The organism is Microbacterium sp. 22215 (genome assembly GCF_052045655.1).
In the GTDB taxonomy this organism is placed as follows: Bacteria; Actinomycetota; Actinomycetes; order Actinomycetales; family Microbacteriaceae; genus Microbacterium; species Microbacterium phyllosphaerae.
Map to the genome: position 1 here is coordinate 1 of NZ_JBQEPC010000003.1, position 21266 is coordinate 21266.

Annotated in this window: 19 protein-coding genes and 1 riboswitch; of the genes, 12 read left to right on the forward strand and 7 right to left on the reverse strand. The window is 68.5% G+C overall.

The features are described 5' to 3' along the window. The coding region (locus ACTJKH_RS06020; protein WP_440736154.1) for an SDR family oxidoreductase at positions 1–928 on the forward strand (928 nt) is incomplete at its 5' end. A gap of 25 nt (positions 929–953) precedes the next feature. On the opposite strand, the gene mfd is transcribed toward ACTJKH_RS06020, so the two are convergent. Beyond that, the gene (gene mfd, locus ACTJKH_RS06025; protein ID WP_440736155.1) at positions 954–4517 is read right to left on the reverse strand and encodes a transcription-repair coupling factor; all 3564 of its coding nucleotides are present in this window, start codon (positions 4515–4517) and stop codon (positions 954–956) included. A 78-nt stretch (positions 4518–4595) separates the two neighbouring features. Between mfd and ACTJKH_RS06030 the strand changes: the two genes are divergently transcribed. Next, positions 4596–5159: a GNAT family N-acetyltransferase gene (locus ACTJKH_RS06030; protein ID WP_440736156.1), complete on the forward strand. Its 564-nt coding sequence runs from the start codon at positions 4596–4598 to the stop codon at positions 5157–5159. Positions 5160–5192: 33 nt separating this feature from the next. Continuing rightward, complete coding sequence (locus tag ACTJKH_RS06035; protein ID WP_440736157.1) at positions 5193–6056, forward strand: Fpg/Nei family DNA glycosylase; 864 nt, start codon at positions 5193–5195, stop codon at positions 6054–6056. Positions 6057–6067: 11 nt separating this feature from the next. Here ACTJKH_RS06035 and ACTJKH_RS06040 read toward each other — a convergent pair whose 3' ends face one another. From ACTJKH_RS06040 to ACTJKH_RS06050, 3 genes are read right to left on the reverse strand one after another with little or no spacing between them, the layout of a single operon-like run. Continuing rightward, the gene (locus ACTJKH_RS06040; protein WP_440736158.1) at positions 6068–7156 is read right to left on the reverse strand and encodes a LacI family DNA-binding transcriptional regulator; all 1089 of its coding nucleotides are present in this window, start codon (positions 7154–7156) and stop codon (positions 6068–6070) included. A 28-nt stretch (positions 7157–7184) separates the two neighbouring features. Continuing rightward, a complete protein-coding gene (locus ACTJKH_RS06045; protein ID WP_440736159.1) occupies positions 7185–8072 on the reverse strand; it encodes a PfkB family carbohydrate kinase in 888 nt (295 codons plus the stop codon). A gap of 14 nt (positions 8073–8086) precedes the next feature. Further along, positions 8087–9088, reverse strand: a complete 1002-nt coding sequence (locus ACTJKH_RS06050) for an SIS domain-containing protein (protein WP_440736160.1) — start codon at positions 9086–9088, stop codon at positions 8087–8089. A gap of 270 nt (positions 9089–9358) precedes the next feature. Here ACTJKH_RS06050 and ACTJKH_RS06055 point away from each other — a divergent pair, with 270 nt between their 5' ends. The 8 genes from ACTJKH_RS06055 (at position 9359) to ACTJKH_RS06090 (ending at position 16601) form a co-directional block, all read left to right on the forward strand. Continuing rightward, positions 9359–10678 carry an ABC transporter substrate-binding protein gene (locus ACTJKH_RS06055; protein WP_440736161.1) on the forward strand — a complete coding sequence of 440 codons (1320 nt, stop codon included), beginning with the start codon at positions 9359–9361 and terminating at the stop codon, positions 10676–10678. Continuing rightward, on the forward strand, positions 10647–11660 hold the full coding sequence (locus tag ACTJKH_RS06060) for a carbohydrate ABC transporter permease (protein WP_440736162.1): 1014 nt from the start codon (positions 10647–10649) through the stop codon (positions 11658–11660). Before ACTJKH_RS06055 ends, ACTJKH_RS06060 begins: the two co-directional genes overlap by 32 nt. Beyond that, positions 11660–12493: a carbohydrate ABC transporter permease gene (locus ACTJKH_RS06065; protein WP_440736163.1), complete on the forward strand. Its 834-nt coding sequence runs from the start codon at positions 11660–11662 to the stop codon at positions 12491–12493. Before ACTJKH_RS06060 ends, ACTJKH_RS06065 begins: the two co-directional genes overlap by 1 nt. Before the next feature lie 84 nt (positions 12494–12577). After that, a riboswitch (FMN riboswitch) is annotated at positions 12578–12723 on the forward strand. Between the two features lie 66 nt (positions 12724–12789). Then, the gene (gene ribD, locus ACTJKH_RS06070) at positions 12790–13824 is read left to right on the forward strand and encodes a bifunctional diaminohydroxyphosphoribosylaminopyrimidine deaminase/5-amino-6-(5-phosphoribosylamino)uracil reductase RibD (protein ID WP_440736164.1); all 1035 of its coding nucleotides are present in this window, start codon (positions 12790–12792) and stop codon (positions 13822–13824) included. After that, the gene (locus tag ACTJKH_RS06075) at positions 13824–14453 is read left to right on the forward strand and encodes a riboflavin synthase (RefSeq protein WP_259159991.1); all 630 of its coding nucleotides are present in this window, start codon (positions 13824–13826) and stop codon (positions 14451–14453) included. Before ribD ends, ACTJKH_RS06075 begins: the two co-directional genes overlap by 1 nt. Then, a complete protein-coding gene (gene ribA / locus ACTJKH_RS06080; RefSeq protein ID WP_440736165.1) occupies positions 14450–15718 on the forward strand; it encodes a GTP cyclohydrolase II in 1269 nt (422 codons plus the stop codon). The genes ACTJKH_RS06075 and ribA overlap by 4 nt, the downstream gene beginning before the upstream one ends. Next, positions 15715–16188 carry a 6,7-dimethyl-8-ribityllumazine synthase gene (gene ribH, locus ACTJKH_RS06085; protein ID WP_056308824.1) on the forward strand — a complete coding sequence of 158 codons (474 nt, stop codon included), beginning with the start codon at positions 15715–15717 and terminating at the stop codon, positions 16186–16188. The genes ribA and ribH overlap by 4 nt, the downstream gene beginning before the upstream one ends. A 53-nt stretch (positions 16189–16241) precedes the next feature. Beyond that, on the forward strand, positions 16242–16601 hold the full coding sequence (locus tag ACTJKH_RS06090; RefSeq protein WP_210097383.1) for a Fe-S protein: 360 nt from the start codon (positions 16242–16244) through the stop codon (positions 16599–16601). Positions 16602–16619: 18 nt separating this feature from the next. On the opposite strand, the gene ACTJKH_RS06095 is transcribed toward ACTJKH_RS06090, so the two are convergent. From ACTJKH_RS06095 to ACTJKH_RS06105, 3 genes are all read right to left on the reverse strand, one after another. Further along, positions 16620–17705: an ATP-binding protein gene (locus tag ACTJKH_RS06095; protein WP_440736166.1), complete on the reverse strand. Its 1086-nt coding sequence runs from the start codon at positions 17703–17705 to the stop codon at positions 16620–16622. A 137-nt stretch (positions 17706–17842) separates the two neighbouring features. Then, positions 17843–18220, reverse strand: coding sequence for an SHOCT domain-containing protein (locus ACTJKH_RS06100; protein ID WP_440736167.1), 378 nt, complete (start codon positions 18218–18220; stop codon positions 17843–17845). Between the two features lie 44 nt (positions 18221–18264). Further along, positions 18265–18522 carry a hypothetical protein gene (locus ACTJKH_RS06105; protein ID WP_440736168.1) on the reverse strand — a complete coding sequence of 86 codons (258 nt, stop codon included), beginning with the start codon at positions 18520–18522 and terminating at the stop codon, positions 18265–18267. A 203-nt stretch (positions 18523–18725) separates the two neighbouring features. Between ACTJKH_RS06105 and ACTJKH_RS06110 the strand changes: the two genes are divergently transcribed. After that, positions 18726–21248: a LuxR C-terminal-related transcriptional regulator gene (locus ACTJKH_RS06110; protein WP_440736169.1), complete on the forward strand. Its 2523-nt coding sequence runs from the start codon at positions 18726–18728 to the stop codon at positions 21246–21248. The last annotated feature ends 18 nt before the right edge of the window (positions 21249–21266 follow it).

Sequence of the window (21266 nt, forward strand, 5' to 3'; positions counted from 1 at the left end):
GGGCCGCACGTCTGCGCCCCGGCACCACGATCGAAAGGCCTCCGTCATGCACTCCCTCGAACTCCCCCTCCTCGGCCGTACCGCCCTGGTCACGGGTGTCTCCCGTCGCCGCGGCATCGGATTCGCGACGGCCACGACCCTCGCGTCGCTCGGCGCGAACGTGTTCTTCCACCACTTCCGTCCGCACGATCTCGATCATCCGTGGGGCGGTGACGACCTCGACGCGGTGCGAGACGGCATCCGCGACTCGCTCGTACCCGGGGCCGTGATGGGCGACGCTCAGGCTGACCTGCGCGACCCGGCCGGCATCGAACCGCTGCTCGACGCGGCATGGTCCCTTTCCGGGCGACTCGACATCGTCGTCTGCAACCAGGCGATGAGCGGCGGTGACGGCTCGATCTTCGACATGACGGCCGAGCGGCTCGACGCTCACTGGCAGGCCAACGCGCGCGCCTCGCTGCTGCTCACCGCCGGAGTGGCGCGCCGCATCCGGACAGAGCTCGGCGGGGCGGCGACTCCCACCGCGCGCCCCGGCGACAGCATCCCCTCGCTGGGCCCCTTCGAGGCACCGACGGCCCGCGTGATCTGGATGACCTCGGGTCAGGGGCACGGTGCGATGCGCGGCGAGATCTCGTATGCGACGAGCAAGGCCGCTCTGGCGGGTATCACCCGCTCGACCGCTGCGGAGCTCCTCGACGTCGGGATCGTGCTGAACACCGTGAACCCTGGCCCCGTGAACACGGGATACCTGGACGCCGACACCACGGATCGCGACCTGTCAGGCGTCGACGAGTGGATCGCCGGCACGCCGTTCGGCCGGGTGGGGCGCCCTGACGACCCGGCGCGACTGATCGGCTGGCTCTGCAGCGATGCGGGGTCGTGGGTCGTCGGCCAGGTGCTGACGACGGACGGCGGCTTCTCGCTGTAAAGACCCTCTCTCGGGAGAGCTGCCGTCACTCGACCTTCGCCGGTTCGGGGAAGATCGCCGTGAGCAGCTGACCGACCCACTCGAGCAGTTCCGCGTTCGGCAGAGGTTCGAGTCCGACACCCACGGCCGCAGGGATCGTCGGCATCGGCACCACGAGGGCGTCGCCACCCGCGACCAGCTTGGCCTTCGGGTACAGACGCTGCAGACGCACCTTGATCGATTCCTCGAGATGGGCGGGCGCGATACGCAGGTTCGATCCCATCACGACGACGTCGGCGAGGCCGGCCCTGGCCGCGCGGCGACGCAGACGGGCGACCGCGATCAGCCCCTCGACCTCCTCGGGCGGAGTGCCGTAGCGGTCGGTGAGCTCGTCGATGACCAGGTCGATCGCATCGTCCTTCGCGGTCGCAGCCGAGGCGGCCGAGAGCTTCTGGTAGGCCTCGAGACGCAGCCGCTCGCTGTCGATGTAGTACTCGGGGATGCGCGCGTCGAGAGGGAGCTCGAGTCGCAGCTCCTGGCCGGACTCGACGTCTTCGCCGCGGAAGGTCGCGACGGCCTCGCCGATCATCCGCAGGTAGAGGTCGAAGCCGACGCCCGCGATGTGTCCTGCCTGCTCGCCGCCGAGCAGGTTTCCCGCACCACGGAGTTCGAGGTCCTTGAGCGCGACCTGCATGCCCGAACCGAGGTCGTTGTTCACGGCGATCGTCTGCAGACGGTCGGCCGCGGTCTCGCTGAGCGGCTTCATCTCGTCGTAGAGGAAGTAGGCGTAGGCGCGCTCACGACCACGCCCGACACGGCCGCGCAGCTGGTGCAGCTGGCTGAGTCCGTACTTGTCGGCACGGTCGATGATGATCGTGTTGGCGTTCGAGATGTCGAGGCCCGTCTCGATGATCGTGGTCGAGACGAGCACATCGAACTTGCGCTCCCAGAAGTCGTCGACGACCTGCTCGAGCGCGTGCTCGCCCATCTGGCCGTGAGCCACGGCGATACGCGCCTCCGGCACGAGCTCGGCGAGCTGCGCCGCGACGCGCTGGATCGACTGCACCCGGTTGTGCACGAAGAACACCTGGCCCTCGCGCAGGATCTCGCGCCGGATCGCCGCGGTGATCTGCTTGTCGCTGCGGGGTCCGACGAACGACAGGATCGGATGCCGGTCCTCCGGCGGAGTCGCGAGTGTCGACATCTCACGGATGCCGGTGACCGCCATCTCGAGCGTACGAGGGATCGGCGTCGCACTCATCGCGAGGATGTCGACGTTGGTCTTCATCTTCTTGAGCGTGTCCTTGTGCTCGACGCCGAAGCGCTGCTCCTCGTCGATGATCATCAGGCCGAGGTCCTTGAACATGACCTGGTCGGTGAGGATCCGGTGTGTGCCGATCACCATGTCGACCGTGCCGTCGAGCAGGCCGTCGAGCGTCAGACGTGCCTCCTTGTCGCTCTGGAAGCGCGAGAGCGGGCGCACCTTGACGGGGAATCCGGCGAAGCGCTCGGTGAAGGTCTCGAGGTGCTGCTTCACGAGCAGCGTGGTCGGCACGAGCATCGCGACCTGCTTGCCGTCCTGGATCGCCTTGAACGCGGCACGCACGGCGACCTCGGTCTTTCCGAAGCCGACATCGCCCGAGAGCAGGCGGTCCATCGGGATCGGACGCTCCATGTCCGCCTTGATCTCGTCGATCGTCTGCAGCTGATCGAGGGTCTCCGCGAACGGGAACGCCTCTTCGAGCTCGCGCTGCCACGGGGTGTCGGGACCGAACGCGTGCCCCTTCGCGCTCATGCGTGCCGAGTACAGCTTGACGAGCTCCACGGCGATGTCTCGCACGGCCTTGCGGGCCTTGCCCTTGGCCTGCGACCAGTCGCTGCCGCCCATCTTCGAGAGGGTCGGGCCCTCACCGCCGACGTACTTCGACAGCAGATCGAGCTGATCGGTGGGCACGAACAGCTTGTCGCCCGGGTAACCGCGCTTCGACGGCGCGTACTCGAGAACGAGGTAGTCGCGCACGGACTTGGTCGCGTTGCGTCCGCCGGTCGAGACCTCGCGCTGCGTCATCTCGACGAACCGGCCGATGCCGTGCGTGTTGTGCACGACGAAGTCGCCCTGCTTGAGCTGCAGCGGGTCGACGACGTTCTTGCGGCGGGAGGCGAGCTTCTTGACGACGCGCTGGTCGCCACCGATCGTGCGGCCGTAGAACTCGTTGTCGGTGAGGACGGCGAGCTTCGCCTCGGGGATCTGGAATCCGGCCTCGACGGAACCGGTGACCAGCGTCGCGACGCCGGTGTCCGGTGCATCGACGAGCTCGGACACGATGCGCGCCGCGATGCCGCGGTCGGAGAGCACGTCGCGCGCGCGGTCGACGAGTCCGGCACCCGCCGCGATGACGACCACGCGCCATCCCTCGGCGACCTTGGCGTCGACGAACGAGATCGCCCCGTCGACGTTGCCGTGGAACGACGGGATGACGGAGGCGTCGATGGTCTCGGCATCCTCACCGCCCATCGCGAACGGGCTCAGCCGCCACCACACGCCGCCGCGGTCGCGGACGACCTCGCGGAGCCGGGCGATCGTGAGGAAGTCTCCGGCACCGAGGTCGATGGGTGCGGAGGCCCCGGAGGTGGCCGCACTCCAGGCCGCATCGAGGAACTCGCGGTTGGTCTCGCCGAGCGTGATGGCGCGGGCGCTGGAGCGCTCGGGATCGACGACCGCCGTCGCCGCGCCCTCCGGGAGGTACTCGGCGAGCGACTTGAGGGGACCCGAGACGGCCGGGAGAAGCGACTCCATGCCCTCGACCGGGATGCCCTCGGACATCTTCTCGAGCATTCCGGCGATCGCGGGGAATCCGCCGATCAGCGCCCGCGCGCGGTCGCGTACGTCGGGGGTCAGCAGCAGCTCGCGGCTCGGCGGAAGGTCGACGTCGTCGACGTCGCCGGGGAGGGAGCGCTGATCGGCGACCGAGAACGCACGGATCTGGTCGACCTCATCGCCGAAGAACTCGACGCGGAACGGATGCTCCGAGATCGCGGGGAAGACGTCGAGGATGCCGCCTCGCACCGCGAACTCGCCTCGTCGGGACACCATGTCGACGCGTGAGTACGCCCGCTCCACGAGCTGCTCGACGACATGATCGAGCTCGTGCCCACGGGTTCCCGTACGCAGCTCCAGCGGCGCGATCTCACCGAGGTTGCCGGCGATCGGCTGCAGCGCGGCGCGGACCGATGCGACGACGACGAGGGGGTGGTCGCCGGACCACTCGGCGATGCGACGGAGCGTCTGCAGGCGCTGGCCGACCGTGTCGGTGCTCGGGCTGAGCCGTTCGTGCGGCAGCGTCTCCCAGGCGGGGAAGGTGACGATCTCGGCGTCGGGGATGTAGGCGCCGAGCGCCGCGGCGAGGCTCTCAGCACGCCTGCCCGTCGGCACGACGGTGAGGAGTGCCGGTGGATGCCCGGCCGCACGTCGCTTCGCCAGGAGCCCGGCGAGCGCCGGAGCGTCGAGTCCGTCGACCAGGCCGAGGTCGGCATCGGTCTGAGCCCAGCTCAGGGCGTCACGAAAAAGAGATGCCTCTTCCAAGGCGCGCAGAATCCCCGGCACAGTCACCGGACAAGCCTAGCCGCGGCCACCGACACGGGCTCCCGGGTCTCCGGACGGGCACTCCGCCTTCCATAGGATGCACGGATGGAACCGGTCACCCTCACCACCGAGCGTCTCGTCCTGCACGTGCCGGACGAATCCGACATCGACGCGATCACCGCGGCCTGCCAGGACCCGGAGATCTCGCGATGGACGACCGTGCCGAGCCCCTACAGGCGCACGGATGCCGAGGACTACGTGCGTCTGATCGGCGAGTGGTGGGCCGACGGCAGCCAGAGGATCTGGTGCGCGTACCGTGACGGCGAGCTGGTCGCCTCGGTCGGACTGCATCGCGTGGCCGAGCACTACACCGGCGGGGATGCGGATATCGGATACTGGGTCGCAGCGCCGGCTCGCGGTCAGGGATACCTCGTCGAGGCGGCGCGCGCCGTTGTCACCTGGAGCTTCGACGAGCTCGGGCTCGCACGGCTGGGCTGGCGCGCGGTCGCGGGCAACGTGCCCTCCGCCAGAGCCGCTCGCGCGCTCGGATTCCGCTATGAGGGGCTCGGGCGCCAAGCCCTCACCGGCGCACGCGGCCGCGACGACGGATGGTTCGGCGGCCTTCTGGCGACAGATGACCGCACGCCCGTGGACTGGCCGATCCTCTAGTCCGGTGTCGGTCGTGGGTGGCAGGATGAGCGCATGCCTGAGATGCCGGAAGTCCAGGGCCTGACGACGTTCCTGACGGAGCGCGCCGTGGGGCGCACCATCGTCCGCACAACCGTGGGCGCGATCGCCGCGCTGAAGACCTACGATCCGCCGAACACCGCCCTGCACGGTGCCGAGATCACCGCCGCGTCGAGGCAGGGCAAGTTCCTCGTGCTCTCCTGCGGCGCCGAGCTGCACCTCGTCTTCCATCTGGCCAAGGCCGGGTGGCTGCGCTGGTATGAGACGCTGCCGACGACCCTGATCAAGCCGGGCAAGTCTCCGATCGCGCTGCGCGTCGCACTCGACGACGAGAGCGGATTCGACCTCACCGAGGCGGGCACCAAGAAGTCGCTGGCCGTGTACGTGGTCCGCGACCCGCAGGAGGTGCCGGGGATCGCCCGGCTCGGGCCCGATCCGCTCGAATCCACCTTCACTCGGGAGGTCTTCGGCGGGCTGCTCCGTGGGCGTCGCACACAGATCAAGGGGCTGCTCCGTGACCAGAGCGTCATCGCCGGCATCGGCAACGCCTACTCCGACGAGATCCTGCACGCGGCCCGCATGTCTCCCTACGCGATCGCCGACAAGCTCGGCGATGACGAGGTCGACCGACTGTTCGCGGCGATGCAGACGACGCTGACGGATGCTGTGGCAGAGGCGTCGGGCAAACCCCCCGCCGATCTGAAGGACGCGAAGCGCCGCGGCATGCAGGTGCATGCCCGCCGGGGTGAGGCCTGCCCGGTGTGCGGAGACACCGTGCGCAGCGTCTTCTTCGCCGACCGCTCTCTCGAGTACTGCCCGACCTGCCAGACCGGCGGAAAACCCCTCGCCGATCGCCGCCTGTCGAGACTGCTCAAGTAGCTCGAGCGCTGTCACCGTTTCCGCGGCGCGGCGACCGAGGCCCGCTCGATGAAACGCGTTCCGAGAGTGTAGCGACCGGCGGGTGCGGGTTTCCCGTCGATCACGGCGAAGAGAGCCTCCGCTGCGCGCACGCCGAGGGCCAGGGTGGGCTGCTCGATCATGGTGAGCGGGGGCTCCATCACCGCCGCCCACGAGCTGTCGTCGAATCCGATGAGGGACACGTCGTCGGCTACCCTGAGCCCCGCGGCGCGCAGCGCACGCAGCGCACCCGTGACGGCATCGTTCTCGGTGCAGAAGAGCGCCGTCGGCGGATCTTCGGTCGCGAGCATCCGTGAGACCTCGCGCACCACGTTCTCCTCGGTCTTCTCCCCCACCATCACGAGGTCCGCGTCGAAGACGATGCCTTCGTCGTCGAGCGCATCGAGGTAGCCCTGGAGTCGCTCTCCATCGGTCCAGAGGTTCCGGGAGGCGAGATCGATCAGGTCACGGCGTCGCCGAGGGCGCTCAGCCACGGGCGGCCCCCAGACGAACCCGATCCGCCGATGGCCCGCCGCGATCAGGTGCGCCACCGCCTCACGCGAAGCCGTGCGGTTGTCGACCACCACCGCATCGAGGTCGAGCCCCGGCACGGCGCGGTCGACGAGCACGACGGGAATGCCGTGCGACCGTGCCTGCTCGATGTGGCCGGCGGATGCGGCGTCGAGTGCCGCGGACGCAACGACGATGCCGTCAACGCGCTTGTCGATGAGCACGTTGGTGGCGGCGATCTCCTCGTCGAGGTCCTCGTGCGTACTGAGCACGAGCGTGTCGAATCCGCGCGCCCTCGACGCGTCCGAGATGCCGCGGACGACGCCGCCGAAGAACGGGTTGGCTATGTCAGCCACGATGACGCCCAGCGTCTGACTGACACCGGTCGACATGCTCCGCGCGAGCGCGTTGGCACGGTAGCCGATGCGCTCTGCCGCAGCGAGCACCCGCTCGCGCAGCTCGGGGCTCACGTAGCCGTAGCCTCCCAGCGTGCGGGCCGCTGTCGACCGCCCCACGCCCGCCGCCTCGGCGACCTCGGAGATCGTGGGGGGCACGGAGTGATCGGCAGCCATCGACCTCGCCCCTTTCCGTGTCACAGGTTCACCACATGTTAGCCGTGACGGCAGCGCCGCTCCGGCGGCCACGCGAGAAGGCGCCCTCGACGAGACACTGGTCTCGTGCGGCATCCGCCCCGGCCGCCAGCGCGTCACCCAGGTCTTCGACGGACGGCGCGTTCGTGCGACGCCAGCCGGCACCGTGGAGGGCGACCAGGAAACCGGCCAGATAGGCATCGCCGCAGCCCATCGTGTCGACCAGCATCTCGTCGGCGAGCAGTCTGGCCGGTGCCATGAGCCGCGCGGTGCCGTCTGTCACCAGGGCCCCTCGCGTGCCTCTCGTCCCGAGGGCCAGCGGGGCGCCCTGCGCGATCGCCGCGTCGAGGACCGCGAAGGCCTCCTCATCGTCCAGACCTGCGCACGAGAGCAGCACGACATCGACGAACGGGGCGACCCGCGCGAGGTAGGACGGCTCGCGGAACTCCGCTTCGCTCGAAAGGTCGAAGCTCACGAGCCCGCCGAGTGCCTGCAGACGGGGCAGCTGCGACTCGGTCCGGGAGTAGACGCTCGAGTGCACGAGGTCGAAACCGGCGGCATACTGTGCACGTCCGTCGTCGAGGTCGATCGGCGCACTGACGGTGACTCCCCCTCCGTTCCAGCCGAGGAAGGTGCGATCTCCGTCGACGACCCGGAGCGTCGACACTCCCGACGCTCCGGGTCTCACGAGGCTTCGGGTCGTGGGCAGCCCGGCGTCTTCGATCGCCGCGCGGAGGAAGAGCCCCAGGTCGTCATCACCGAACACGCCGAGGTACTCGGCCTCGGCACCGAGACGATGCGCGTAGACCGCGACGTTGACGGCATTGCCCCCCGGATAGTCGATCCCGCGATCGACGAAGCGGTCGACGATGTTGTCGCCGAAGCCGAGTACGCGCATCGTCCCCGAGCCTCTCAGTAATCCATGACGCGGTAGTAGCGGCGCAGGTCGAGCGAGTGATCGCGCACGCGCTCGAGGTGCTTGCTCACCCGGCCCATCACTGTGTCGAGGACGATGGGGGCGATGAGCGCGCGGCTCTCGGCGCTGAAGCCCTCGAGGGCGTATTCCCTGGTGTCGAACACCGTGACGTCGCGGGAGATCCGCTTCGCGAACGCCTCGGCGCGATCGGTGAGGGGTCGCGTGGAGTCCTCACCCTGGAAGATGAGCACCGCGGTGTCCTCCTCGAGCAGCTCGAGCGACCCGTGGAAGAACTCTGCACTGTGCACCCGGGTGGTGCGCAGCCACTGCATCTCTTCGAGGATGCACATCGAATAGAGGTATGCGAAGGACCACAGGGGTCCACCTCCGATCAGGAAGTAGTAGTCGGTGTCCGCGTGCGCGTCTGCGAAGGCCGCTGCCATCGGCTCAGCCTGCTTCGCCGCGGCGACGAGCGCATCGGGGAGACGCACCAGTTGGTCGGCCAGCGTGGCGTACCCGTCGAACTCGCCGCGGCGCTCGAGCAGTCGACCCATGAGCAGCAGCAGCTGCATGTCGAAGGGCCAGGTCTTCGGTTCGGAGACGAGCGAGTGGTCGACGGAGGTCGCGATCGGCGAGTCCGCGTGGCCGGTGAACGCGATGGTCGTCGCCCCCGCCGCGGCGACGTACTCGATGGCTCGCACGACGTCCTCGGTCGTGCCCGTGACGGACGTGAACACAGCCGCCGTGCGCTCCCCGAGCAGGGCGTCGCCCGCCACCACGAGCTCGGCGGCGATCGCCGAGCGCACCGAGAGGGTCGACCGCTCCCGTGCGAGCAGCTCGTACGGCCACATCTGGCTGTACGTGCCGCCGGCGCCGATCAGCAGCACGTTGTCGACTCCGCTGTCGATCAGCTGATCGACCAGCTGCTCGATCTGCGGTCGGAGCGCGACGGCGCTCGCGATCTGGGTGCGGAAGGCGGTCTCATCGAAGCCGAGCATCATTGATCCTTTCAATCGGTCGGCATGTGCCGATCGAGCAGTGTGGTACCGGTGTCAGGTGCGAGTCATGCTTGCACACTTCGATCTCAGTCGTCAAACATCCCTGTGATTACGGGCCAGAAGAGAAAATCTGCGAGAAAATCATCGATTGCGTCTGGTACCGGTGTCAGGTTTTGGATACACTCGCTCGACAAGGCACCCACCGAAGTTCCAATGGCGGATCGGTACCGCGCTCAGCGGTCGCCCTCCGCCCGTTCAGAGAGGCAGACCATGCGAAAGACACGCACGCTCCCGATCGCCGTCGTCGTCGCGGCATCCGCGATGATCCTGACGAGCTGCTCCGGTGGCTCCGCCGAACCTGCGGCGGACGTCACGGACGAACCCGTCTTCGAAGGAACGCTCTCGATCCTGACCAAGTTCGGCGGCGACCCGCTGGAGTCCTACTTCGAGGAGATCGCCGACGCCTACGAAGCCGAGCACCCCGATGTGACGGTCGAGCTCATCCAGGAGACGGATCAGTCGGTCAAGGACAAGACGAAGACGCTCACCGCGTCGCAGGCGCTGCCCGACATCTACTTCACCTGGGCCGGTGACTGGGCGCAGAACTTCGTCGGAGGCGGGCTGGCCGCCGACCTCAGCGAGGTGATCGCTCCTGGTACCGAATGGGGTGACCGCTTCGGCGAGGCCTCCCTGTCAGCCTTCGAATACGACGGCAAGTACTACGGCGTACCGCTGTACAACAACGGCAAGTTCATGGGGTTCAGCAAGTCGGCGTTCGCCGCCGCCGGAATCGAGGTGCCGACGTCCTTCGAGGAGCTCATCGATTCGTGCGGCCCGCTGCGCGACGCCGGTTACGAGCCGATCGCGTTCGGCAACAAGGACGGCTGGCCGGCGCTGCACTACCTGCAGCAACTGTTCGCGTACAACGTGCCGAGCGACGTGCTGCACGCCGACTTCGATCCGACCACCGCCGAGTGGACAGACCCCGGGTACGTAGCCGCCCTCGAACAGTTCGACCGGCTCGTGACAGAGTGCACGGACAGTGGCAACGGCACCAACGGCGTGCTGTACACGACGGCACAGGAAGCACTCGCCGGCGGCAGAGCGGCGATGTACTACCAGGAGATCCTCGAGTTCGACACAGTCACCGCCGAGGGGTCCGCCCTCACGACCGACGATTTCGGGATCTTCCCGCTCCCCGCCCCGGAAGGCGCGGCCGGTGACTCTTCCGCCATCGAGGGCTCCCCCGAGGGCTACCTCATCAACGCCCGTTCGCCGCGCGCCGCCCTGGCCGTCGATTTCATGAAGTTCGCCACCGAATCCGACAACGCCTCGCTGCTCTCCTCGCCGCCGTACGGACAGCCCAGCACAGTCATCGGCGCCGTCACCGAGGAGACCTCCAGCACCCCGGTCTTCGAGGGGATCGCCGCCGTCAACGATGCCTCGCAGCTGGTCATCTGGCTCGACACCGTGACCGTGCCGGAGGTCGCCGATGCTTGGCTCGCCGGAGGTGAGGCGATCATCAGTGGCAGCGCCACTCCCGAGGAGGTGCTGCAGAGTGTCCGCACCGCAAACGACGCAGCGAAGTGACCCGTCGCGGTCGGGGGCCGGCTTCCGCCTGCCCCCGACCGTCACCGAGGCCATCACCTCACCCCGCCGCCCGCGTGGACCGCGAACGCCCCTGTCGCGGGGCGCGCTGACAAGGTTCGCCGGCTACGCCTGGCTGCTGCCCGCCCTCGTGGTGCTCGCGGTGTTCGTCTATCTGCCGCTGGTGCAGAACATCGCGTTCTCGACGCAGGAGTGGGACATCTACTCGGGCGCCTCGGACTTCGTCGGGCTCGAGAACTACGAGAAGCTGTTCGGCGACCCGATCTTCTGGACTGCCCTCGGCAACAACGCGCTGTACTCCGCGCTGTCGATCGTCTTCCAGGTCGGGGGCGCGCTCGTGCTCGCGGCGATGATCGAGAGCCTGCGCAGCATCCGCTGGCGCAAGATCCTGCGGGCGATCTATTTCGTCCCGTCCGCGATCTCACTCACGGTGGCGGGCCTGCTCTTCTACTTCATCTACGAGCCCAACCTGGGCATGCTGAACGAGCTCCTCGGCACCATCGGACTCGGGTTCCTAGCGCAGCCGTGGCTCGGCCAGGAGTCCACGGCCATGGTGTCGATCATCGCGATGAGCCAGTGGCAGGGCTTCGGCTACTCGACGCTGCTGTTCGCCGTCGCCATCCAGCGGATCCCCGCGGAGCTGTACGAGGCGGCGTCCCTCGACGGCATTGGCCCGATCCGACGGTTCCTCCATGTCACGGTCCCCCTCGTGCGCGAGATGACCGGACTCATGGTGATCGTCACGATCTCAGGGGCGTTCCAAGTGTTCAACGAGGTCATGGTGATGACCAGCGGCGGACCGAACAACTCCACGCAGGTGCTGGCGACCTGGCTGTACCGCAGCGGGTTCGTGCGCAACGACTTCGGATACGCCGCCGCGATCGCCACCGTCATCTTCGTGGTGACGCTCCTCATCGCCCTCGCACAGCTCTGGTACACACGACGCAGAAGGGTGGAGTTCTGATGACCCGCACCGGATTCCTCGCCGCGGTCATGCGCGTCTTCGTCTGGGCGTTCCTCCTCGCGCTGGTCGTCGTGGTCGTCTACCCGCTGCTGTGGATGGTCATGAACGGCTTCAAGACCAACGCCGAGCTGTTCGGCAGCCCGTTCGCGCTGCCCTTGCAGCTGGACTGGGCGAACTATGCGGATGCCTGGAACCGTGGCGTCAGCGACTACGTCGCCGCGAGCGTGCTCGTGACGGTGACCTCGACGATCGCCACGGTCTTCATCAGCGCCTGGGCGGCGTACGGCCTCACCCGAGTGACGCTGCCGTTCGGACGACTCGCGTCCGGCTTCATCCTCGGCGGGCTCATGCTCGCCCCCGCCGTGGCGCTCGTGCCCCTTGTCCGCATGTTCCAGTCGATGGGGCTCTACAACACCTTCTGGGCACTCCTCATCCTCTACACCGCCTTTCGGATCCCGTTCACGACGTTCCTGATCCGCGCGTACATGATCGATCTCCCCCGCGAGGTCGACGAAGCGGCCGAGATGGACGGCGCGAGCAGGTGGACGGCGTTCTGGCGCATCACTCTGCCGATGTGCAAGCCCATCATCATCTCGACGGTGATCCTGCACGTCCTCTTCGCCTGGAACGAATACCTTTTCGCCATGGTCTTCACCAGCGGCTCCGGCGTGCAGACCCTTCCGGTGGGGCTCACCAGTCTGATGAGCAAGCACGGCACCGACTACCCCGTCGTGTTCGCGGGCATGGTGGTCGCGGCGCTTCCCGTGATCGTCCTGTTCTTCGCCAGCCAGCGGTACTTCATCAAGGGCCTCTCCGAGGGCATCGGCAAATGACCCCCGCCCGTCATGGCGGCGATCGTGGCGAAGCGTGACGCGGAATGAAATGTCCTCGGGTGCGTTGAGTACACTCAGAGCAACAACGTGCTCCGGGGTCGGTGGGAATCCGAACCGGCGGTGACAGTCCGCGAGCGTCTCGGTTCTCCGAGATGCCGATCCGGTGGAATTCCGGGACCGACGGTGATGCGAGACATAGTCTCGCTAGTCCGGAAGGGAGGCAGCACGGTGGGCCGCCGCATGTGCAACCCGCCCTGGTCCCCCTGTGATCCCCGGAAGCCCAGGGAGGATCACGGATGGCAGTCAACGAGGCGGAGAGCCGCGCGATGTCGCGCGCGCTCGAGCTCGCGGCCCTCGGCCCGCGCGGAGCGAACCCGCAGGTCGGCGCCGTCATCCTCGCAGCCGACGGCTCCGTCCTCGCCGAAGGCTGGCACCATGGCGCCGGAACCCCTCACGCCGAAGTCGATGCCCTCTCGAAGCTCGCGCCCGATGCGGCCCGAGGCGCGACCGCCGTCGTCACCCTGGAGCCCTGCAACCACACGGGGCGCACCGGCCCCTGCGCCGTCGCGCTCATCGAAGCCGGCGTCGCCCGCGTCGTGTACGCACTCGACGATCCCGGCGCGGTGTCGGGCGGCGGCGCCGATCGCCTGCGCGCGGCAGGTGTCAGCGTCGATTCCGGAGAGCAGGCCGACGCCGCCCACGCGATCATCGACGGCTGGCTCACCGCCCAGCGTCTGGGGCGCCCGCACGTGACCGTGAAGTGGGCGCAGTCGCTCGACGGCCGCGCCGCGGCATCCGACGGCTCCAGCCAATGGATCACGGGCCCCGAGGCACGAGCCGACGTGCACCGACGCCGGGCGGCCGCCGCTGCGATCGTCGTCGGCACCGGAACGGTGCTCGCCGACGATCCCTCACTCACCGCACGAGACGGCGGCGCGCTGTTCGCGGAACAGCCGATCCCCGTCGTGATCGGCTCCCGCCCCACTCCCGCTGACGCGGCGATCCGTCGTCACCCGAAGCCCCCGCTGTTCTACGACACCCACGACCTGCACTCCGTGCTCGCGGATCTGCACTCGCGCGGCATCCAGAGCGTGTTCGTCGAGGGTGGACCCACGCTCGCGAGCGCTTTCGTCGCCCAGGGCCTCGCCGACCGGGTGCTCGCCTACATCGCGCCGGTGCTGCTGGGCGGCGACCGGCTCGCACTGACCGACATCGGCGTCGCATCGATCGACGCCGCCCACCGCCTGACGGTCGAGGAATGGCTGCCGCTCGGCGCCGATCTGCTCGCGATCGCCCACCCCGTACTCGGCCTCGAAGAAGGAGTCGCCTGATGTTCACCGGAATCATCGAGGAGATCGGCGAGATCACCGCGATCTCGCCCGCAGGAGACGGGTGGCGACTCACCGTGCGCGCGCCGAAGGCCGCGTCCGACGCGATCCATGGCGAGTCGATCGCCGTCTCGGGAGTCTGCCTGACGGTGGTGGGGTCGACGCCCGACACCTTCGACGCCGATGTGATGAAGCAGACGCTCGATGTCGCAGCCCTCGGCGGAGCATCCGTCGGCACCCGCGTGAACATCGAGAAGGCGATGCCGGTCGGCGCACGTCTCGGCGGCCACATCGTGCAGGGCCACGTCGACGGGGTCGGAAGCGTCGTCGACGTGCGGCCCGGCGAGCAGTGGAGCGTTCTGCGCATCTCGCTGCCCGACGACCTCGCCCCACTCGTGGTCGACAAGGGCTCGATCTCGGTCGACGGCACATCGCTCACCGTCAGCGCGGTGAGCCCGGTGGATGCGGAGAACCCCTGGTTCGAGATCTCGCTGATCCCCGAGACCCTCGCAGCCACCACCCTCGGGTCGCGCGCGGTCGGCGACCGTGTGAACCTGGAGACCGACATCCTCGCCCGTCACGTCGAACGCCTGCTGGCGTTCAGGGCAGCACCGGAAGGAGGCTCACGATGAGCCTTTCCACCATCCCCGAGGCCCTCGAGGCCCTCCGCGCCGGACGACCGGTCCTCGTCGCCGACGACGAGAACCGCGAGAACGAGGGCGACGTGATCCTCTCCGCAGAGCTTGCGACACCCGAGTGGGTCGCCTGGACCGTGCGCTGGTCGTCCGGGTTCATCTGCGCTCCGATGCCCGCGGATCTCGCAGACAACCTGAACCTGCCGCCGATGGTCGCCGCATCCGAGGACGCCCGGTCGACGGCGTACACGGTCAGTGTCGACGCGGCCGAAGGCGTGACGACCGGCATCAGCGCGCACGACCGGGCTCACACGCTGAACGTGCTGGCGAACCCCGAGTCGACGGCCACCAGCATCATCCGCCCCGGACACGTACTCCCCCTCCGGGCGGTCGACGGCGGCGTGCGCGAGCGCAGCGGCCACACCGAAGCGGCCGTGGATCTGATGAAGCTGGCGGGCCTTCGCCCGGTGGGCGCGATCGCCGAGGTCGTCGCCGAGGACGGCAGCATGATGCGGCTTCCCGGGCTCATCGAGCTCGGCGCACGCGACGGGGTGCCGGTCATCACGATCGAGCAGCTCATCGCCCATCTCAACGAGATCGACCCCTCCGGATGGTCTCCCGAACGCGCCAGCAGGCGAGTGAGCCTGCGGGCGGACGCGACGGTTCCCACGACGCACGGCACGTTCCGCTTCCTCGCGTACAAAGACCGGGTCACCGGGACCGACCACATCGCGGTGGTCTCGGGAGAGCCGGGCGAGACGGCGCTCGTGCGCGTGCACTCCGAGTGCCTGACCGGTGAGGCCTTCGGCTCGCTCAAGTGCGAGTGCGGCCCGCAGCTGGATGCGGCTCTCGACGCGATCGAGCAGGACGGCGGGATCGTCATCTACATGCGCGGCCACGAGGGTCGGGGCATCGGCCTGATCAACAAGCTCCGCGCCTACAGCCTCCAGGAGGAGGGCCTCGACACCGTCGATGCGAACCTCGCGCTCGGTCTCCCGGCGGATGCCCGCGACTACGCGGCTGCGGCCGGCATCCTCGCGGACCTCGGGGTGTCGAAGGTTCGCCTGCTGACGAACAACTCCGACAAGGTGAACCAGTTGCGCGGCCTCGGACTCGACGTCGTCGAGCAGGTGCCGCTCATCGTCGGAGTGGGCCCCAACAACCACCAGTATCTCGAGACCAAGCGTGACCGGATGGGTCACATCATCGGTGAGGCGGAGCTCGCACAGGCTCTCGCCGACGGACGGAAGGACGACGCATGAGCGGCGCAGGAGCACCCAAGACCGAGAAGATCGACGGACGCGGACTGAAGGTCGTCATCGTCGCCGGCACCTGGCACGACGTGATCACCGACGGCCTGATCGCCGGTGCGCAGCGCGTGCTCGACGACGCCGACGCCGCATACCGACTGGTGCGCGTGCCCGGCTCGTTCGAGCTCGCCCTCGCGGCCCAGGCCGCGTTCGCAGGCGGCGCCGACGCCGTGGTCGCGCTCGGCGTGATCATCCGCGGGGGAACCCCGCACTTCGAGTACGTCTCGGCGGCGACCACCGACGGGCTCACCCGTGTCTCGCTCGACGCCGGCAAGCCGGTCGGCTTCGGAGTGCTCACCCTCGACGACGAGAAGCAGGGCCTCGACCGCGCCGGCCTCGAGGGCTCGAAGGAGGACAAGGGCGCAGAGGCGGCGGATGCTGCGCTGCGCACCGCCCTTCTCGTGCGCGATCTGCGCGGCTGAGGTCAGCCTGCCCTTGCTGGCGGGCGGGTCCCACGCTCTCCTACCGTGAGGGCATGGAGACTCTGCGCCACGTCGTTCTGTTCGTCCATCTCATCGGCTTCGCCGTGCTCTTGGGAGCCTGGGCGGTGCAGGCCTTCGGCGGCAAGCGCCAGTTCACCCGTCTGATGAGCATCGGCATGACGATCGCGGCTCTCGCCGGCCTCGCTCTCGCGGCGCCCTGGGGTCTGCCCGAGGGCGTCGAGATGAACTACGCCAAGATCGGCACGAAGCTCGTCGTGCTCCTGGTGATCGGCGCACTCCTCGGCATCGGGACGTCGAAGCAGCGCAAGGCGGGCTCTGTTCCGGCGGTCATGTTCTGGCTGGTCGGCATCCTCACGGCGGTCAACGCCGCCATCGCCACGATCTGGCGCTGACCTGCTCGCCGCGCTCCGTCACGAGCGCAGCGGGACCTTGACGTCCCCACCGGCCTCCTCGGTCAGTCGCTCGCCCATCTGCACGAAGGTCGGCTGCGTGATGAAGCCACCGGCGAAGAGCGCCTGCCCCTGAGCGAATCCCTGCGCGCGACGGATGTCGTCCTCGCCCACGAAGCCGAACACGTCGGCGAGCTCCGCGATGTCGCGCGGAGCATTGACGCGCATGAGTCCGAGGTTGTCGCACTGCGACAGCACGTTCGGATGGATCTTCGTCGGGCGCTGCGTCGACAGGAACAGCCACAGGCCGAACTTGCGTCCCTCGGCGGCGATCTGGACGAGCTGCTCGGTGAGGGCCCGCTCGACGGCGGTTCGCGGCTCCGGTGAGCAGATGTTGTGGGCCTCGTCGATCACGATGAGCAGAGGGCGCCGGCTCTCGCGCCGGGCCCACAGCGCTTCAAGCACCGCGAGCGCCGCGACTTTGGGCTCGGCCGGGTGATCGAATCCCCCGAGATCGAGGACCGTCGCCCTGGGTCTCTCGTCGATCACGTCGACGACCGAGTGCGCTCCCCGCGACCACAGATCCCACTCCAGGACCTGGAGATTCTCCATGCGGTTCGCGAGCCGGATGTGCGCTGGATCGCCCGAGGCCCGGAAATCCCGGAGCATCCGGTCTGCGTCGAACTCGGTGACGCTCAGCGCCCAGTGCAGCAGGACGTTGTACTCCTCCGCGTCGGCGATTGGGTCGATCTGCAGGACAGCCGCCTTGGCGGCCGGCGACAGGTCGATGTAGCGGGCGTGCACCTTGTCTCCCTCGCCATGACCCGAGCGGAACACGCGGATGTCGCTCTGCGATATCCGCGCGGCGTGCTCGGGTGGCGCATCTGCCCGAGCTTGCGCCAGCCTGACGAAATCAGCATTCGGATCGAGGATGAGCATCGGCAGTTCGGTGTGCAGCAGGAGCTGCTCGAGCACGACGCCGAGCGCATACGTCTTCCCGCTGCCGCTCTGGCCGCACCAGAACGTATGTCGGTTGAAGCGGCGTGCGTCCAGCTGCACAGACGTTCCCGCATCATCCGTCATCGTGCCTATGGTCAGTTCGGTCATGCCCGGCCTCCCGCCCTTCGTCGGCCTCCAGCCTGCCTCGGACTCCCGACGGGGTCATCACACTTCTCGGGTGACGCGGCTCGCCCGTCCGAGTGGGCGACGGACGTCCTCCGCCCGTCGGCCGCTCCCCGGATCAGCTAGGACGCGAGCGCCTTCGCCTTGAGCGTCTCGAACTCGGCCTGGGTGATCACGCCCGAGTCGAGCAGACTCCGCGCCTTCGTGATGTCGTCCGCCGGCGAAGAGCCTGCGGTCTCCCGGATGTAGGCGGTCTGAGCCGCTTGCAGTTCGGCGATCTGCTCGCCGCGCCGCTGCGCCATCCCCTGACCGCGGGCGATGAGATACACGAGTGATGTCAGGAACGGAAGGAAGACGAGGAAGATGATCCACACCGCCTTCAGCCACCCGTTGAGAGAGCTGTCTCGGAAGATGTCGCCGATGATCGTGAAGACGACCATGAGGTACGAGATGAAGACGAAGGCCCAGAAGAACCAGGCCACGAGATCCCAGATGGACATGCGCGATGCCTTTCGGTCGGAGGTGGTGAGTACCAGCTCCGAAGCTAGCCACGTGAGGATGCGCCCGCGTCACCCTGCCCGGGTGACACGTCCTGCACCGCGGGGACGGGATTCACCGAGATGACCTCGATGTGGAGGTCGTCGAAGGCTCCGAGAAGACCCAGCAGGCGCGGCTGATCGTCGACCGGTCCGAGGATGCTCGTGAGTCCGCCTGGTCTGTCCTGCACCGTGAAGCCGTCCAGCGCCTGTGCGAGCTGCGGGCTCATCCGTCCTCGGACGAGCACTTCGAAGACCCGGGTCATGACGGCAGCCTCTCTGGAGCACGAGCAACATCGGCGCGAGCGCGATCGTCCCATGATGCACGCGCGGATCACGGCCGTCCTCATCCTCTGCGGATGATCTGAACCGGCTGTGGATGATGCGACCGCGCCCTGCCATACTGACAGCGGAATCGCCGATGACAGCCATACCTCCCCCGCCGGCCCACGCCGTCGAGCGACCACGATTGCGTAGCCGACTCGACGCGACGCTGAACGCGCCCCTCAGCGTCGTCGTGGCCCCAGCCGGCTCCGGTAAGACGGTGCTGCTGTCGCAGTGGGCGGCATCGCACCCCGACGTGCGTGTCATCTGGATCGGCCTGGAGCAGGCGGACAGCGATCCGCGCCGTCTCCTCGACCATCTCCTGAGCGCGGTGCTGCCTCCCGACCATGGGACGACGGATCTCGGACGACCGCACGCAGTCACCACGCGAGCCTTCGGGCACCCCGTCCTCGAGTCTCTCGTCGGAGTCTTCCGCGAGCATCCCCCGGTCGTGCTCGTGCTCGACGACCTGCAGCACCTCGCCGGGTCGCCGCTGCTGCCAGACCTCTGGTGGCTCGCCGACAACGTTCCCGAGCACACCCACCTCATCTTCTCGTCACGTATCGACTACGGCCTCGGCTGGGGGCGTCACCGACTGAGCCACTCGCTGATCGAGCTGCGACAGAGCGACCTTGCGCTCGATGAGGCCGCGAGTGCGACGCTGCTCGAGCGGATCATCGGCGCTCCCGTCAGCCCCCGCACTCTCTCAGCAGTCATGGAGCGCACCGAGGGGTGGGCCGCCGGCGTGGTGCTGACCGGTCTCGGTCTGCGCAGCGAGGCCGATCCGGAGCAGTTCGCGAGGGAGCTGCGCGGCACCGATCGCCTCATCTCCGAGTATCTGAGCGAACAGGCTCTGGCCCAGCAGCCTCCCGAGCGCCGATGGCTGCTGCTGCGCCTCTCGGTCCTCGACCGGATGTCCGCAGAACTCGTCGAGTCGATCCTCTCCGTCGACGACGCGACGTCGCTCTTCGAGGGGCTCGAGAGAGAGTCGATGTTCCTCGTCGCCCTCGATCGGAATCGGGAGTGGTTCCGCTTCCACCCGATGTTCCGAGAGCTCCTGCGCTACCGCTTGAAGGCCGAGCACCCCGGAGCGGCGACCGAGATCCTCACGGCCGCGGCCGACTGGCATATCGCACGGGGCGACGCGTCGTCGGCCATCGACTACCTTCTCGAAGCCGGCTCGTGGGAGCGTGCGGCGACCGTCATCTCCGGATGCGGCCGCGAGATACTCGAACGCAACGACACCGTGTCGGTCAGCCGGTGGCTGGATGCGCTGCCGGGAGAGTTCCGTGCGACCCGTCCTGACGTCGAGATCCTGCGCGGGATGCTGATGATGATGAACGGGGATGCGGCCCGAGCCGAGGACGTGCTCCGCGAACAGGCCGATCGGCCGACCCTCACACCGGGCCGATCGGCGATCATCCACACGTATCTCGCCGCGCGGGTGCAGTTCCGGCCTGATCCCCGCGTCGCCCTGCACGCTGCCGAATCAGCGGTGACGCTGCTCGGCGAGAATCCAGATCTGCACCCGCCCGAGCTGCTGGGTCTCACGCACCCGCACCTGCTGCGCACGAGTTCGCTGACCTCGGCAGGCCGCGCGCTCTTCCTCGCCGGTGATCTCGGCGCTGCGCGACGACGATTCGACGAGGCGCTGGCCGAGCCAGGGGCCCAGTACAGCCTGTACCGCATCCATCTCCTCGGCTCGCTCGCGCTGCTGGAGGCGTGGGCCGGACGGCTGCGTCTTGCCGCGGCGATCTCGCAGGAGGCACTGGACCTCGCAGCCGAGACCCGCCTGCTCGCACATCCGTCACCGGCAGACGCCTTCCTGGCCGCGGCGCTCGCAGCGATCGAGCGGGGCACCCCGTCCGCCGCCGCCACGGCCCTGCACGAGGGCGCACTCCGCGCCGCCGCGAACCACCGCACTCAGCTCATGTGGATCGCGCATCTCACGAGGGTTCTCAGCGAGGGAGACGTCGTCGACCCGGTCGATCCGCTTCCGTCGACGCCGCCGCCGATCGTCGCGGCGGCGCTCGAGGCCGAGGAGGCTCGCACGCTGCGCCTCGCGCATGCGTCGAACGGTGGATTGCGTCATCCGCCGGCAGGACGCTGGTCGCCTCTGGTGTTCGAGGCGACCGCCGCCGCACTCACCCGCAACCGTCTCGACCTCGCTCGCGCCCACCTCGATGCTGTCTCCCCGGAGCCGTCTGAGTCGGTGCCTCGCGCCGGCGTGGAGCAGCTCATCCTCCGCTCCTGGCTCGACGCCCGCGAAGGCGGCGCGGGCGCGGGCGCGGACGCCATGCACAGGGCCCTCGACCTGGCCTCACAGCACGATCTGGTCGCCGTCTTCGTGCACGCGGGCCCCGAAGTCACGCGTCTGATCGCCGACCTCCCCGGCACCCCGACGCCGTTCCGCGCCACCGTGCTGGAACGGGTGAGCCTGCTCCGTCGCGCCCGCGCATCCTCGCCCGAGCTGGCCGAGCAGCTCACTGATCGCGAACTCGAGATCCTCGCGTACCTGCCGACCCGGATGACCAACATCGAGCTCGCTGCCCGCTGCTACGTGTCGCCCAACACGATCAAGACCCACATGGCTCACATCTACCGAAAGCTGGCGGTTCCCAACCGCAACTCCGCCGTCGCGCGCGCTCAGGATCTCGGACTGATCTGACGCCGCGGTATATCGCCC

Coding starts and splice junctions, on each gene's coding strand:
- ACTJKH_RS06030 (WP_440736156.1), top strand. CDS start 4,596: ATGGAACCGGTCACCCTCACCACCGAGCGTCTCGTCCTGCACGTGCCG.
- ACTJKH_RS06035 (WP_440736157.1), top strand. CDS start 5,193: ATGCCTGAGATGCCGGAAGTCCAGGGCCTGACGACGTTCCTGACGGAG.
- ACTJKH_RS06040 (WP_440736158.1), bottom strand. CDS start 7,156: ATGGCTGCCGATCACTCCGTGCCCCCCACGATCTCCGAGGTCGCCGAG.
- ACTJKH_RS06045 (WP_440736159.1), bottom strand. CDS start 8,072: ATGCGCGTACTCGGCTTCGGCGACAACATCGTCGACCGCTTCGTCGAT.
- ACTJKH_RS06050 (WP_440736160.1), bottom strand. CDS start 9,088: ATGCTCGGCTTCGATGAGACCGCCTTCCGCACCCAGATCGCGAGCGCC.
- ACTJKH_RS06055 (WP_440736161.1), top strand. CDS start 9,359: ATGCGAAAGACACGCACGCTCCCGATCGCCGTCGTCGTCGCGGCATCC.
- ACTJKH_RS06065 (WP_440736163.1), top strand. CDS start 11,660: ATGACCCGCACCGGATTCCTCGCCGCGGTCATGCGCGTCTTCGTCTGG.
- ribD (WP_440736164.1), top strand. CDS start 12,790: ATGGCAGTCAACGAGGCGGAGAGCCGCGCGATGTCGCGCGCGCTCGAG.
- ACTJKH_RS06075 (WP_259159991.1), top strand. CDS start 13,824: ATGTTCACCGGAATCATCGAGGAGATCGGCGAGATCACCGCGATCTCG.
- ribA (WP_440736165.1), top strand. CDS start 14,450: ATGAGCCTTTCCACCATCCCCGAGGCCCTCGAGGCCCTCCGCGCCGGA.
- ribH (WP_056308824.1), top strand. CDS start 15,715: ATGAGCGGCGCAGGAGCACCCAAGACCGAGAAGATCGACGGACGCGGA.
- ACTJKH_RS06090 (WP_210097383.1), top strand. CDS start 16,242: ATGGAGACTCTGCGCCACGTCGTTCTGTTCGTCCATCTCATCGGCTTC.
- ACTJKH_RS06095 (WP_440736166.1), bottom strand. CDS start 17,705: ATGACCGAACTGACCATAGGCACGATGACGGATGATGCGGGAACGTCT.
- ACTJKH_RS06100 (WP_440736167.1), bottom strand. CDS start 18,220: ATGTCCATCTGGGATCTCGTGGCCTGGTTCTTCTGGGCCTTCGTCTTC.
- ACTJKH_RS06105 (WP_440736168.1), bottom strand. CDS start 18,522: ATGACCCGGGTCTTCGAAGTGCTCGTCCGAGGACGGATGAGCCCGCAG.